This window comes from Mucilaginibacter gilvus (assembly GCF_004054195.1).
Lineage (GTDB): Bacteria > Bacteroidota > Bacteroidia > Sphingobacteriales > Sphingobacteriaceae > Mucilaginibacter > Mucilaginibacter gilvus.
Genome location: NZ_SBIW01000003.1, coordinates 473,962 through 489,542 on the forward strand (window position 1 = coordinate 473,962; position 15,581 = coordinate 489,542).

The 15,581-nt window shown below is 45.7% G+C and carries 10 protein-coding genes; all 10 read right to left on the minus strand.

Annotated elements, in window-relative coordinates; genetic code table 11:
* Positions 1-20: 20 nt before the first annotated feature.
* Positions 21-2,303: a GH92 family glycosyl hydrolase gene (locus tag EPL05_RS08035; RefSeq protein ID WP_128533430.1), complete on the minus strand. Its 2,283-nt coding sequence runs from the start codon at positions 2,301-2,303 to the stop codon at positions 21-23.
* Between the two features lie 82 nt (positions 2,304-2,385).
* On the minus strand, positions 2,386-3,885 hold the full coding sequence (locus EPL05_RS08040) for a RagB/SusD family nutrient uptake outer membrane protein (RefSeq protein WP_128533431.1): 1,500 nt from the start codon (positions 3,883-3,885) through the stop codon (positions 2,386-2,388).
* 25 nt (positions 3,886-3,910) lie between these two features.
* Positions 3,911-7,252 carry a TonB-dependent receptor gene (locus EPL05_RS08045; protein WP_166727666.1) on the minus strand — a complete coding sequence of 1,114 codons (3,342 nt, stop codon included), beginning with the start codon at positions 7,250-7,252 and terminating at the stop codon, positions 3,911-3,913.
* A gap of 305 nt (positions 7,253-7,557) precedes the next feature.
* Positions 7,558-8,751, minus strand: a complete 1,194-nt coding sequence (locus tag EPL05_RS08050) for a FecR family protein (protein WP_128533433.1) — start codon at positions 8,749-8,751, stop codon at positions 7,558-7,560.
* 88 nt (positions 8,752-8,839) lie between these two features.
* Positions 8,840-9,433 carry an RNA polymerase sigma factor gene (locus EPL05_RS08055; RefSeq protein ID WP_128533434.1) on the minus strand — a complete coding sequence of 198 codons (594 nt, stop codon included), beginning with the start codon at positions 9,431-9,433 and terminating at the stop codon, positions 8,840-8,842.
* Between the two features lie 164 nt (positions 9,434-9,597).
* The gene (gene ruvB / locus EPL05_RS08060) at positions 9,598-10,620 is read right to left on the minus strand and encodes a Holliday junction branch migration DNA helicase RuvB (RefSeq protein ID WP_128533435.1); all 1,023 of its coding nucleotides are present in this window, start codon (positions 10,618-10,620) and stop codon (positions 9,598-9,600) included.
* A 120-nt stretch (positions 10,621-10,740) separates the two neighbouring features.
* The gene (locus EPL05_RS08065) at positions 10,741-11,472 is read right to left on the minus strand and encodes a polyprenol monophosphomannose synthase (protein ID WP_128533436.1); all 732 of its coding nucleotides are present in this window, start codon (positions 11,470-11,472) and stop codon (positions 10,741-10,743) included.
* 168 nt (positions 11,473-11,640) lie between these two features.
* Positions 11,641-13,146: a POT-type proton-dependent oligopeptide transporter gene (locus tag EPL05_RS08070; RefSeq protein ID WP_128533437.1), complete on the minus strand. Its 1,506-nt coding sequence runs from the start codon at positions 13,144-13,146 to the stop codon at positions 11,641-11,643.
* Between the two features lie 110 nt (positions 13,147-13,256).
* On the minus strand, positions 13,257-14,183 hold the full coding sequence (locus tag EPL05_RS08075) for a hypothetical protein (protein WP_128533438.1): 927 nt from the start codon (positions 14,181-14,183) through the stop codon (positions 13,257-13,259).
* Positions 14,184-14,250: 67 nt separating this feature from the next.
* Positions 14,251-15,429 carry an acetyl-CoA C-acyltransferase gene (locus EPL05_RS08080; RefSeq protein ID WP_128533439.1) on the minus strand — a complete coding sequence of 393 codons (1,179 nt, stop codon included), beginning with the start codon at positions 15,427-15,429 and terminating at the stop codon, positions 14,251-14,253.
* Between the last annotated feature and the right edge of the window lie 152 nt (positions 15,430-15,581).

Genomic DNA, 15,581 nt, shown 5'->3' on the forward strand with positions numbered 1-15,581 from the left:
CTACTAATATATCCTCTTTTTTACTTTTCTGTTGATAGTGAATACGGTACATCCTCGGCTTTGATGCCTCTCGCTTTATTTGGCATTGCCGACATGCTGAAATTCAACACCCCGCCCTGTTGTAAAGCAGCATGACTCAGCCAGTTGTAATCGTACAGCTTGCCGTTTACTGTCAGAGTGTTTACATAACGGTTAGCATCGCTGTTGTTTGGCGCGTTAATAACCACTTTTTTGCCGTTCTCCAAAGTAAGCGTTAGTTTTTTAAACAAAGGCGTACCCAAAACATATTGTCCGCTGGATGGGCATACCGGGTAAAAGCCCATTGCCGAAAACACATACCAGGCAGATGTTTGCCCGTTATCCTCATCACCGCAGTAACCATCAGGGGTAGCTTTGTACAGCTTATTCATTACATCGCGCACGTGCAGCTGGGTTTTCCACGGCTGGCCTGCGTAGTTGTATAAGTAAGGCATGTGCTGGATAGGCTGATTGCCGTGCGCGTACTGCCCCATTCCGGCTATTTGCATCTCGCGGATCTCGTGGATAACTTCACCATAGTAACTGTCATCAAATACCGGCGGTAAAGACCATACCGAATCTAACTTGGTCACAAATTTTTCCTTGCCGCCCATTAGACCGATAAGCCCGTTAATATCATGAAAAACGCTCCAGGTATAGTGCCAGCTGTTGCCTTCGGTAAATGCATCGCCCCATTTGAAAGGATTAAACGGAGACTGAAATTTACCGTCCTTGTTTTTACCGCGCATTAAACCTGTTTGCGGGTCGAACAGGTTTTTGTAGTTCATGCTGCGTTGTTTATACACGTCGGTTTCAGCTGTTGGGCGACCCAGGGCTTTGCCTAATTTGTATATGGTAAAATCGTCATAAGCATACTCCAAAGTACGCGCGGCGTTCTCGTTTATTTTTACGTCATAGGGTACATAACCAAGCGAATTGTAATAGTCAACACCATCACGGCCGGTAGCACGAGGCCCATCATTATTGGCACCATGGGTTAGGGCTTCGTAAAGCGTATTGATATCGTAACCGCGGCCACCCTTAAGGTAAGCATCAGACACTACCGACGCGGAGTTGTTACCAACCATAACGTCCGAGTAACCCGGGCTGCTCCACTCCGGCAGCCAGCCGCCTTCTTTATAGTCGTTCACCAAGCCCGCCTGCATCTCTTTGTTGATGGCCGGGTAAACCAAATTCAGGAAAGGGTACAAAGCACGGAAGGTATCCCAAAAGCCCGTACCAGCAAATTTATAGCCGGGTTTTACCGTGCCGTCCTGTGCGCTCCAGTGCATAATTTGCCCTTTAGCGTCTACCTCATACATCTTGTTAGGGAAGAACAACATCCGGTAAAGGCAAGAGTAAAATGTGCGGGTTTGGTCAACCGTGCCGCCTTCAACCGCCAAACGGCTCAGTGTTTTATTCCAGGTAGCTTTGGCCTTAGCTTCGGTAGCATTAAAACTATCTTTACCCACTTCTCGTTGCAGGCTTATTTCTGCTTGTTCTATGCTGATGAATGACGAAGCCACACGCAAGTGTACTTTCTCGCCTTTGGTAGTTTTGAAACCGATGATCGCGCTCACGTGTTTTGCGGTGAGTTCGCTACCGTCGTTCAATGTACTATCGCTGTAAAGCTGCGCCAGACCGATAGGTTTATCTACATAAATAACAAAGTAGTTTTTAAAATTTTTTAGTGGCCCGCGGGCGTACTTGGTAGAGTAACCCACAATTTTGCCTTCGCCACGAAATACTTTAATGTATGAACCTTTATCAAAGGCATCTATCACAATGAATGAGCTATCTGATTTTGGGTAAGTGAACCTGAATTGCGCGCTTCGCTCGGTAGGGGTTATCTCGGTAGTAACATCATGGTCGGCCAGGTAAACGCTGTAGTAGTAGGGTTTGGCTATCTCTGTTTTATGCGAAAACCAGCTTTGACGACCGTTTTGCGTAACTTTTAGCTTACCAGTTGCGGGCATAATGGCAAATTGCCCGTAGTCATTCATCCATGGGGATGGCTGGTGGGTTTGTTTAAAGCCGTTTATCTTATAAGCATCGTAAGTGTACTGCCATCCGTCGCCCATTTTACCGGTTTGTGGGGTCCAAAAGTTCATTCCCCAGGGCAGGGCGATAGCAGGGTAGGTATTACCGTTGCTCAGGTCGTATTTAGATTGGGTACCCATCAGTGGGTTTATCCATTCAACCGGGTCGGCTATTTTTGGTGCCTGCTGGGCAAAAGTTGTGGTGGCTAAAAGTATCGAGCTAAAAAAGAGGAATCTTTTTTTCATGTGTGAATTGATATTAGAGGAATTAAACCGGCTGTAAATATAAAAGACTGGCGGGTATTGCCAGTCTTTTATATTGATTTTGTTACCAACCAGGGTTTTGGGTGAGTTTTGTGTTGGTGTTTATTTCCCGCTGCGGTATTGCCCACAGGTAGTATTGCTGCTTCATGGTTACACCCTGTTCGTTAGGGGTGGAGGTAGCCTCTCCGAAGGAGTTATTTTTTACATTATACACCTTGTGTGTACGTTGAATATCGAAGTATGCTTTATCCTCATACGCCAGCTCGTGATAACGCTCTCGCCAAACAGCTTCTCTGAACGCTTCCTTTGGTAACGCGCCTACAGGTGCCAGCTGTGCGCGGGCCCTTATTTTATTAAGCTGGGCAATAGCTGTGGCATTCGGGCTGCCTTCGGCTTCGTTGCTTGCTTCGGCATATATCAGCATTGCTTCCGGTAAACGCAGCAATGTCCAGTTTTCATCAGAACTGCCATTGCCTAATGCACTTTCTACATGAAAAAACTTGTACAAAGCGTGTTCGCCAAATTGTATGATGGTGTTTGGGTCTTTATCCTTCGGATAACTGGAGAAATAAAATTGTCTTTCCTTCGCACGTAAGTCACTGCTCTCGTAGCTTGCCACAAATTCATCGGTGGGGATCATGGCTCCAAGGTGGTCACCGTAGGCACCTACCTGTAAATTAAATGGTAATGTAAGTTGCGGAATGGCATTGGTGCGTACACCCAGCAGGTAATTTATCTGGAAGATAAGTTCGCCAGTGTTTTTGTGGGCGTTATCGTGCAAATAATCGTATTTATCAAACAGCGTGTATTGATTCAATACGGGTAAAACCTCCTGTGCAGCCAATGCGTAATTTTCCGGTTTATTTAAAGGGAAGCCAGCCATCGTTAAGTATACGCTGCCCAATAATGTGCGTACAGCTCCAAGCGATGCGCGGCCCGTTTCTTCCTTTTCATCTATACCCGAAGCTTTGGCTGCCTGCAGGTCGCTTACAATCAAAGTATACACGTCGGCGATCGGGGTACGGGTAGGGTAAAGATTCTCGCTGTTTATAGCTACCGGTTCGGTAATCAAAGGCACATCGCCATAAAGCCTTACCAGGTGGAAGTAGAAGAATGCCCTTAAAAAGTATGCTTCGCCAAGTAGTCGTTTTTTATCCGCATCGGGCATAGTGATCTTGGGAATATTAGCGATGGCGATGTTGGCGTTTGAAATAGCGTTATAACTATTAGCCCAAACCGTTTGAAAACCCGGGTTGACCGAACTGGTAGTTTGTGTAATAACGGCCCGGTTGTTTACGCTTTGCCCAAGTGAGGTAGCATGCCCGGCAAATAATTCAAGCGTAATAAAAGGGCTCTCGCCATAGGCATCACCGTTTTGGAACATATACAACGAGGTATAAATACCATTTACAAAGGTTTGGGCCTGCGATGCGGTTGTAAAGTAATTATCCTTTACAAAGTTGCCTTTATTTTCCTCATCGAGGTATTTTTTGCAGCTGCCAAGCGGCGCAGCAAGGATCAGTATTAACAAACCGACCCTGTATTTTTTTAAGTTAAACTTCATAATAATGATCTATTAAATTGTTTAATTAGAAACTTGCGTTTACACCAAGCAGGAATGTTCTTGGTTTTGGATAATCATAAAACTGGATGCCTTGGGTAAAGTTGCTGTTACCGTTGTAGGTAGATACCTCAGGATCGTAACCGGTGTATTTGGTTATCAGGAACAGGTTTTGCCCTTGTGCATAAACCCTCAGCCTGCTCATTTTTAATTTCTTAAGAATGTTATTCGAGAAGTTGTAACCCAGTGTTACCGCCCTGCCGCGTATGAACGATCCGTTTTCTACCTTGGTAGAATAGATCTCGGTTTGATACCTCACATAGGCTGGCCTGTTTTCGGCTATGCTGGTGTTTTGGTTTTCCGGTGTCCACGCGTTTAATACAGTGGCGTAGCTGTTTGCCTGGCCGGTACGGTCCTGGCCCGAGTGGCGGGTTAGGTTCATAATCTGGTTCCCATAGTTAAACTGCAACTCTACACCCAAATCGATGTTTTTATAGCGGAAGTTGTTGGTTAAGGTACCGTAACCATCCGGAGTTGATTTTCCTAATACTTCGCGGTCGTCGGCACTGATCTTGCCGTCGCCATTCAGATCCTTTATTTTCAGATCACCCGGAAGCAGGTTGTATTTAGCCGCTTCAGTAGCTTCGCTGGTACCCCAGGTGCCTAACACCGTGTAACCGTAAAAGCTGCCGGGAGCAAGCCCAACGCGCATCAGGTTAAAGTCTGAAAGGAAGCCCGGCGACAGGTAGATATCGTCGTTATTAGCACCCAATGCAATGATCTTGCTTTTTAACAGCGAAATATTGAAGGAAGAGTTCCAGCTGAAATTATCGGTTTTTATATTTTGTGTGCTGATGGTGAACTCCAAACCCTTGTTTTGCAGCCTGCCAATATTTTTATAAACACTGCCAAAGCCACTGGTTTGCGGTAATGGCGCATTCAGCAGCAAGGCCTGGGTTTTCTTTAGATAAGCGTCGGCTTCCAACGTAACACGGTTGTTAAATAAGCCAAGTGATACACCAAAGTCTATCTCGGAATTTTTCTCCCATGACAGATCTTCGTTACCAATAGTGGTTTGGTGCGTGCCAATGGCTTGCGCGCCGCCAAAAATATAGTTGGTGGTCTCAATTCTGGCCTGCGATTGATACTCTCCAATCTCTGAGTTACCGGTTAGCCCGTAGCTTAAGCGGAACTTTAGGTCGGATATGGTTTTGTTATCCTTCAGAAAGGCTTCCTGCGATGCGCGCCACGCCAAGGCGGCAGAAGGGAAGAAACCATATTTAACGTTTTTACCGAAGCGGGATGAACCATCTTCACGACCGGTAACGGTTAACAAGTATTTCTCCTTGAGATTGTAATTGATCCTGCCGAAAAACGACTGCATTTGCCACGCGTCGTAATTAGAGCCAGGTATGCCTGGGATTTTACCTGCTGCAAGGTTGTAATAACCATAAAAATCGTCAGATAAGCTGCCAGTTGATGCGCCGAAACCTGTTTGCTTAAAATTTTGACGTTCGAAACCTGCCACCACGTTGATCTTGTGGATGTCGTTGAAGGTTTTATCGTAGGTGAAGTGATTTTCCCATTGCCAGAACGTGTTGTTACGCTCGCTGATAGAAGCCGAACTGTACTTCTGATCGGCAGTTGCGCCTCCAACCAAACCTGTTTGCGAATTAGGGAAGTAATTTGCGGAGGTGGTTATTCCCAGTGTACTGCGGAATTGCAGGCCTGGCAATAGGTTGAAGTTTAAATAACCGTTACCGCTAAACACGCGGATCTTATTAAGGTTTACAATTTCGTTTGCCTGCGCAACGGGGTTATCGCCGCCCTCCATATTGGGGTAGTCGGTACGTTTGCCGTAGCTGCCGTCGGCGTATTTTATAGGGATGATAGATGGCATTTCAATTAACATACGCGGGATGTTGTTACCACCGGTACCATTATCCTGCAGGCGGCCATCCTGCGCGTTGTAGTTTAAAGTAGCGCCAACTTTTAACCACGATTTTACCTGGTTATCAAAAGTTAGTCGGGCGTTATAGCGTTTTAAGTAGCTGTTAATGATGATGCCCTGGTCGTCGGCATAGTTTAAGAACAAACCGTAATTCAGCTTTTCCGTGGCACCGGTGAACGAGAGATTATGGTTCTGGCTAACCGCGGTACGGGTTGTTGCATCCTGCCAGTCTACATCATATAGCGGCTGTAAATTACTATCGAATAGCTTACCTATTAATGCGGTGCGAATCACCTTTGGGTCTTTTTCGGCATAGTCACCTTTCGCCCAGCCAACCGGGTCGTATTTTTTGATGTTAGCATATGATTGGTCTTCCACCGCTAAAAATTGTTTCGCATTTAGCACCGGGATTTTGCGTGCCATTTTGCTTACGCTTACATAGCTATCATAACTTACGGACGACGGCGCTCCTTTGTTGCCACGCTTAGTGGTTACCAAAATAACACCGTTTGCACCGCGTGTACCGTAAATAGCGGTAGACGATGCATCCTTCAATACATCGATAGATTCTACGTCATTAGGGTTAATGGAGTTACCGCCTTCTGTCCAAACCACGCCGTCGACAACGTACAATGGGTCGGTATTGGTGTTGATTGAGCTGTACCCACGGATGCGAATTTTGGTAGCACCACCTGGTGCACCCGAGTTGGTAGATACGTTTACACCGGCAATTTTACCGGCGAGTTCCTGCTCCAGGTTGGTTTGCGGCCTGTCCTGCAATTGGCGGCCGCTTACGCTGCCTACCGAACCGGTAAGGTCCACACGTTTTTGAGTGCCGTAGCCCACTACAACCACCTCACTTAGCGCCTGTGGCTGCTCTGCCAATACTACGTCAATGGTGGTGCGGTTATTAATGGTAACTTCCTGCGAGTTGTAGCCAATAAAGCTGAATACCAATGTGCCGTTCCCCTCTGGTACGGTGAGCTTGTATTTGCCGTTAACATCGGTTACTGTACCGGTTGTGGTACCTTTAAGCTTTACATTTACACCAGGCAAAGGGCCTTTGGCATCTGTAACTGTACCAACAATGTCTACTGCTTTAATTTCAACAGGGTTGTTATCGGCATCCTTCTTTTTTACCACAATGGTCTCCTGGAAGATCCTGTAGGTAAGGGGTTGGCCTTCAAAGGCTTTGTCGAGTGCTTCGGAAATGGTGACCTTAGATACTTCGATATTTATAGCACCCACTCTTGATACATCCTGCTTATCATACATAAAATGATAACCGGTTTGTTTTTCTATCTGGCGCAGGATCTTTTCAACCGAGGTATTCTTTTGTTTTAAAGAAACCACCTGGCTGTAAGTTTTGGCGCTGATGTTGGTGAGGGCTGCAATTATTAAAATGGCAGTGAGTTTCATAACCAAAATAATTTTGGAAAGTTTAGGCCACGCCAAGGGCATGGCCTTAGAATTAAAATTCATAAGTTTGTAGAGTTTGGGTTAAACATTAAGTTTCAATTCGTCAGATTGCGATGGTTGGGGAACCCAGATGCTTAGCCGGAGAAGTGGTCGAAACACTTCCCGGTTTTTTTATGATCTGTTGGCATGTTTAGCCCAACCGGGTTCGCTTTGCGGGCTAACTTGGCTGTCGTCGTAGTGCTTCAATCATGGTGTGTTTTTTAAGGTGAATATTGGTAATGTATATTGGGTGTTTTTTTGGCTGTTTATAGAACAATAATGTTCTTTCCTTCAATTTTTAATTTTACGCCCGTGTACTCCAGCATGTTAAGTAACTCGGATGCCTTTACGCTGCGTGCTATACGGCCATTAAATTCCCGGTGGGGAATGGTACCTTTGTAGATCACATCCACATCGTACCAGCGTGATGCCTGGCGCAATATCATATCTATCCCCGCGTCCCTGAACTGAAAGATGCCGTTCTTCCATGCGGTTTCGTCGTCTACATCCACATCATCAACCACTTTGCTTTGGCCGTTGGCGGTTATTTGTGCCTGCTGGCCGGGTTTAAGCCTGGCGCTAAAGTTTCCGCTTTTAATGTTTACCGCGCCTTCCAGCAGTGTTGTTTTCATCGTGGTTTCGTCGTCATAAGCCATTATGTTGAAATGTGTGCCCAGTACCTCAATTTCGGCACGGTTGGTTTTAACCTTAAAAGGCATCGCAGCGTTTTTCGCCACCTCGAAATAAGCCTCGCCGGTTATATCCACCTCTCGGGTTTTGCCCGTAAAAAATATAGGAAAACGCAAGGACGATGCAGCGTTCAACCAAACTTTGGTGCCGTCGGGTAAAATAACCTGGTATTGCCCGCCGCGTGGCGTTACGATGGTATTGATGGATGGGGTAGGGCTGTTGTCGGCCATGGCGGCGGCGTTATACAGCAACTGCCCGTCGGCAGTTTTTTTAACTACGGTAGCGCCTTGCTTAGCAAGTGTGCCGTTTTGGGCGTTATCCAGAATAATGGTTTTGCCATTGGCGAGGGTAAGTATGGCCTTGTTACCGCCGGGTAAAGCATCATGCGCAGGGTGTTTAACTGCTTTGGCCACCGTTTGCACTGGCTGTTGCTGGCGTAAATAGTATTGAACACAAAACCCTACGAAGAGCAACATCACTGCCGCCGCTGCAATTTTACCCCATAAGATCAACGTTCGACCGGGCTTCAGGCTGTTATCGGTATCGGCGGAGCCCAGTATGTTTTTTAAAATGGCATTTGATTTATCAACATTAAATAAAGGCTCACCTGGTTTGATCTCCTCCCAGGCCTGGCGGATATACCTGGACAGTTCTTCATCGCACTTGCCGTCATCTATTATAGCAAACAACTCGTCGCACTCCTGCGGAGTGGCCGTTTTGTTATAATATTTATCAAAAAGGTATTGCAACCTCACGCTGGATGTTTTCATTAAATGTTGTTCAATAATTGGCAGTGTATAAAGCCGGGGAGCTTTATGTTAAAGACACAAAAGGCAAATAAAAAGGGGGTATCGCTTCTTAACTTTTTTTCAAAATAATTGCAGCAAGCGCAATTACTACCGACATATCCATGTTCGACTGCACAAAGATGGTGATAGAATGGGTAGAAGCCTGCAGGTATTTTTTAACAGTTTCGCGCGACAGGCCCATCTGGCTGGCTATCTCATCGTATTTTAAGCGTTTATGGCGGCTAAGCAGGTATACCTTTTGCTGCTGCGGCGGCAGGTGGTCAATGGCCTCGTCCAGCAGGCTGTAGTAGGTATCTAAGCCGCTGTTATCTTCAGGGATCAGTGCCATCGCGTTTTCTTCGATGGTTTTTTGGCGGAGGCGTTCTTTTGCGAGTTTTCGCAAGCAGTTGAGCGCATGATTTTTAGAAATTACAAACAAATAGGCTTTGAAGTGCTGTATCGCGGCAAGGCTTTCGCGGCTAAGCCAAATTTTAAGGAAAACGTCCTGCACCACTTCTTCTGCAAGTTCGGCCGAACCGGTTATACGGTAGATATGAGTACCTAAAAGCTGATGATGGGTGTTGAACAGTTCACTAAAGGCGTGTTCATCTCCGCCGGCAACTCTCAGGAGTAACTCGTTTTCGCAAGGTATTACGTCTAACATAGGCTGTTATTGGTGCAGGCAAGTAATGAAAAATTAACTACAACCGCAACCCCAATAATGTTTTGATGTTAAAAAAGTATCACAATGTGTAAAATAGACACTTTTTAATTTCCTAATTGGTAAATATTTAACCAATGATAAATACAGCCCGTCGCGCAATTATGTTAAAATAATGACGGATTGCCCCCCAGTTTTATCCTTCCTAAATGCTTATAAGCGGCTTCTGTAGCTTCGCGGCCACGGGCTGTTCGCATTAAAAAGCCCTCCTGTATCAAAAAAGGTTCGTAAACTTCTTCAATGGTACCTTCTTCTTCGCCAACGGCGGTCGCTATGGTTTTCAGGCCAACAGGGCCGCCCTTAAATTTATCTATGATCGTCGTCAGGATTCTGTTATCCATCTCGTCAAGACCGTGTTCATCCACATTAAGGGCGTTCAAAGCATATTTGGCAATGGCGGTGTCAATGTTGCCGTCGCCTTTTATCTGGGCAAAATCTCGTGTGCGGCGCAACAGCGCGTTTGCTATACGGGGTGTACCACGGCTTCGGCGGGCAATTTCATAAGCGCCCTCGTCGCTAATGGGAGTTTTTAATATGGATGAGGAGCGCAGAACAATGGTGGTTAACAGTTTCGCGTCGTAATATTCCAGCCGGGCGTTTATGCCAAACCTTGCCCGTAAGGGAGCGGTAAGCAAACCGGAGCGTGTGGTTGCGCCAACGAGGGTGAAAGGGTTAAGCGAAATCTGCACAGAACGTGCGTTTGGCCCGCTCTCCAGCATAATATCTATCTTAAAATCTTCCATGGCCGAATACAAGTATTCTTCTACGAGGGGGCTTAAACGGTGAATCTCGTCTATAAAAAGAATATCGCCCGTTTCCAGGTTGGTGAGCAGGCCGGCGAGGTCGCCTGGTTTATCAAGCACCGGGCCCGATGTTATTTTAATGCCTACACCCATCTCGTTGGCCACTATGTGCGAGAGGGTAGTTTTGCCCAGCCCCGGAGGGCCGTGCAGCAACACATGATCTAACGCTTCGCCACGTTGGCGGGCTGCTTGTACAAATATTTTTAAGTTGGCTAATATCTTATGCTGCCCCGTAAAATCTTCAAAAGCCTGCGGGCGCAATACTTTTTCTATATCGCGTTCGGCAGGAGAGAGGTGCTCACGTTCCGGATCAAGATTTTCATTCATTGCCAACGAAATTAGTATTTTTTAGTTAGATGTTAGATACGAGATTTGAGATTTGAGACAAAAATGCTTAGCAGCAAGGCATTATCTCACATCTGACATCTCACATCTCACATCTCAAATCTATCCTTCCGGATACTTCCTGAAAATGCTATTGAATTTCATTTGCAGTACGCCAAACACGGCTTCTTTAAAAATTCCTTTAGACATTTTGGAGGTGCCGGCGGTGCGGTCGGTAAAGATGATTGGGATCTCTTTTACCCTGAAACCATGTTTAATAGTGGTGAATTTCATTTCTATCTGGAACGCGTAACCTACAAATTTTACCTTATCCAGTTCGATGGTTTCCAGTACCTTACGCCTGTAGCACATAAAGCCTGCGGTGGAATCCTGGATGTCGATACCGGTAATAAAACGCACGTAAACCGATGCGAAATAACTCATCAACACCCGGCTCATGGGCCAGTTAACAACGTTTACACCTTTGATATACCGCGAGCCAATAACCGCGTCGTTATCATCTATACAGGCCTGGCGCAGGCGAAGCAGGTCATCGGGGTTATGCGAAAAATCGGCATCCATCTCAAAAACATAATCGTAATGGTTGGCAATGGCCCATTTAAAGCCGTGGATGTAGGCTGTGCCTAAACCCAGTTTACCCGCTCGTTCTACAATGAAAAGTTTTTCGCCATAATCGCGCTGTAAGGATTTAACAATCTTTGCGGTACCATCGGGCGAACCGTCATCCACAATAAGTAAATGGAAATCGTGCACAAGCGAAAACACTTTGTGAATCATCCTTTCGATGTTTTCCTTCTCGTTGTAGGTTGGTATAATTACTATACTATCCGGCACTTATCAATAATTGAAATGAGGTAAATGTAAACGGCTAAAATAATCCAATTTATATTGGTTCAACACAAAAAAACAGGAAAGCTGCTGCAATCCTGTACTTTTTAGGTAATATTTTCTTTACACGCTATCTTTTGCCTTAAATGCAAACGGCTTAGGCGAGTAAATATTTTACACGATAGGGTTATCGGGATGAATTTTGCTGGTGTGATCGTCGCGGATATCCATGCCTTTTGCCAACACATCTGCCGCTAAGTAGGCTTTCTCTTTGATGAATGGGCTTACAAAAACAAATATCAACACAAAACCAAAGCAGATAGCCACAAACAGCCAGAAGAAAGATGCGCCTGTAAAACCCTTAAACATACCACCACTTGCAATGCTGTTGGTTACAACTGCATTAAAAAACGACCCCACCGAATAGGTGAAATACCAAATGGCTGTCATCGTGCTTTTCATGGACGGCGGTGATTGGGTGTAGGCATACTCCAGGCCAGTGATTGAAACCAGTACTTCGCCGGCAGAAAGGATTGCAAACGCCAATATTTGCCACCACACGGATGGATGCTGGCCTGCGTCAACTTTTACCTGCAGTAAAGCGATAATAACAAAACTAAACCCGGTAATAAACAAGCCGGCCCCAATTTTGCGCAACGCCGTGAGTTTAATGCCCAGTTTTGCTACCAATGGGTACAATACATAGTTGAAGAGCGGTATAAACGCAAGCAGAAAAACCGCGTTTACGGTTTGTATTTGCGAAGGAAGAATAGTCCAGTTGCTGATGCCAAGGCCAAGGTCGAGTTTTTCGGATTGCAGCACCCACTCGGCACTGTTCATATCCCAAAGCGACCAAAATACAGGGATAAAGGCAAATACCGCCATAACGCGCCAAACTGCTTTTATGCCGTCAACTTTTTGTTCGCTGTATTTTGCCTCAGCGCATTCCCAGGCGGTTTTACCGGTTGCTTTTGCTTTGCCGTTGAATTTACACATCATTGCATAAAAACTAACGGATACAAAATTGTCTTTGTTAATGCCTTTTGGAGGTAGTTTTACATAACTTTTTCTTCCCGAGAAAAAGATGATAGTGGCCAACGCCATCAGGATGCCCGGTACGCCAAATGCCCATGATGCTCCCCATTTTTCGTAAATAAGGGGGATGAGAAACAAGCTTACCATAGAGCCCGCATTGATACTGAAATAAAACCAGCTGTAAATGCTGCTCATTAAATGCTGGTTGCTATGGTCGAACTGGTCGCCCACGTTTGCGGATACGCAGGATTTGATGGCACCTGCCGAAAACGCGATAATAATTAAACCTGTTTGAAAACCGCCGAGGCTGGTATCAAACATTGAAAGTAAAAAGTGCCCGATCGTATAAATAAGGGAACCGATAAGGATAACGCGATATTTACCAAAGAACCAATCGGCCAGGATAGCCCCCAATAGTGGAGTAGCATAAACCAGTGTAGAGAACATGTGATTTATGCTACTTGATTTTGCATTGGCGATTGCGGTAGCATCGTGACTGAAAAACTGGTGTACCAGGAACACAGCCAATATGCTGCGCATTCCGTAAAAGCTAAAACGTTCGGCAAATTCGTTGCCTATAATAAAAGGTACACTTCTTGGGATCCTGCCTTTCGGCTTTTCTGATGCTATCGGGGTTTCCTGCATTATTGTAGTGGGGATAAAATTTGCGCTAAAAATACTATAATTATACTAAACCAAAATTTTATACCGAAATTATTACAGAATGGTATATCAATGATGGTTAATTGATTTGTTTACTGCTGTATTGTTTTTCTTACAGGCACCTGGTCTCTATCTATAATAGCCTGCTTTTTGGGGTCTATAATGTCAATATCCTCGGGCTGGGGAATGTTGCGCATATCCAGGTTCTCTACAAAAAACCATTTGCCGTCTTTTAGTTTATAGCCATCGTAACTCAGGTCGGGGCCAAAGGTATCGGGCTTATCCTTCATTTTTGGGTCGGGCGGGGCCAGGTGGTCAAAAACGATAACACCCTGTTCGGGTACGTAACGCAGCAGCATAGATGCCTGCCGGGTATACTCAAACACCACACGCTTACGGTTTTTGCCGTTGCCATTAAAAACGCCCATGCCCATTGCCGGTTTATTTTCCCGGTTAAACGAGATCACATCTATTACCTTTTTATTGGACCGAACGGTGCTGCCTTTCCAACCCAGTAAAACGTAGTAGGGGTTATTGGTATCTACCCGGATGATCTTATAATACTGGGCACCGTACCATTTGCGGTTATCGGTGAGGCTGTCTTCCGGGTTTTTTAGTAGCGGGGAGTAATCTTCCAGGGGGTACATTACCAGCTTATCGCCGGTGTTCATTTGTATGGTGCCGTAAAAGCGATAGCTGCCGTCGGCGTTCATAATATGCCAGCTGATGATACGGAAACGATTATCGGGCGCTTTAATGATGCTAACACTTTTTACCGAATCGAACGGGAAACGGAATGAATTGTTAACTCTTAAGGCAGCTACCAGCGTAGGGATGAACTTATAGTTGGCCGCTTTACGGGCCAGGTCGTCGGTATCGTTTATAAAGCGTTTGCCCAGGTTGGCCAGGCTATCCTGGTACATGCGCAGCAGTTTTTGATTGCCACTGTCATCTGAATGCTGGGCAAAGGAAAGGGTGGAAACAAATAGGAGGGTAAAAGCTAAAAAGAAAACTTTCATCAATGGGTTTACAATAAAAAATCTAACGTTAACAATAAGATTCACCTAAAATACAGCTAATTCCCTGTTAACGTAAATTTTCAATAATCATTGCGCTTGCGCCACCGCCGCCGTTGCATATACCCGCCGCGCCAAGCTTGCCGCCATTCTGTTGTAAAACATGTATCAGCGTAACAATAATACGCGCGCCCGAAGCGCCAAGCGGATGCCCTATAGCCACCGCTCCACCATTTACGTTAACTTTCGCGGGGTTTAAATTTAATAATTTGTTGTTCGCAATTGCAACCACGGAGAAGGCCTCGTTTATTTCGAAGAAATCAATCTGATCTGCCGATACTCCAGCTTTATGCAATGCCAGTGGGATCGCTTTTGAAGGGGCGGTAGTAAAATATTCCGGTGCTTGCTGTGCATCGGCGTAAGAAACTATTTTGGCTAAAGGCTTTATACCCATCGCTTCGGCTTTTTCTTTACTCATTAATACCAGCGCCGCAGCGCCGTCATTAAGGGTAGAAGCATTGGCGGCGGTAACGGTACCGTCTTTTTTAAACACCGGTTTTAGCGTGGGGATCTTATCGAATTTCACGGCAGCAGGTTCCTCATCATTGCTAAATAAGCTTACTTCGCCTTTTTTATCTTTTAGCTCTACCGGGGTTATCTCGTCGGCAAACTTCCCGGCAGCTTGCGATGCCTGCGTGCGTTTGTACGATTCTATCGCGAAAGCATCCTGGTCTTCGCGGGTAACGTTGCAATCTACAGCGCAAAGTTCGGCAGCGGATCCCATGTGGTAGTCGTTATATACATCCCATAGGCCGTCTTTCACCAAGCCATCGGTTATCTGGCCGTTGCCTAAGCGGTAACCATTGCGGGCCTTATCCAAATAATAGGGCACATTGCTCATGCTTTCCATACCGCCTGCCAGTACAATATCGTTATCGCCATTGGCGATGCTTTGGGCGGCCAGCATTATAGCCTTCATGCCCGAAGCGCAAACCTTATTAACCGTAGTAGCGGGCATAAAAGGCAGGCCGGCAAATATTGCGGCCTGGGTAGCAGGTGCCTGGCCCAAATTGGCCGACAATACGTTGCCCATATAAACTTCCTGGATATCGGAGGGTTGCAAACCGGCTTTTTCAACTGCCGACTTAATAACCACAGCGCCCAAAGCCGTAGCCGATAAATTTGCAAGGCTGCCGCCGAAACTGCCGATAGGGGTACGCGTTGCCGATACGATATGTACTTCTTTCATGATGTTGGATGCCTTTTATATTTGGTGGCGCAAAGTTATATTTTTTGCTTTAAGAATAACGCGGTGTGGATAATTTATTATGCATGCATAGTATTAGCCAGCATTTATGCTAACCTGCATCAAGTGTTTTAAACCGGTAAATAGGACGGGAA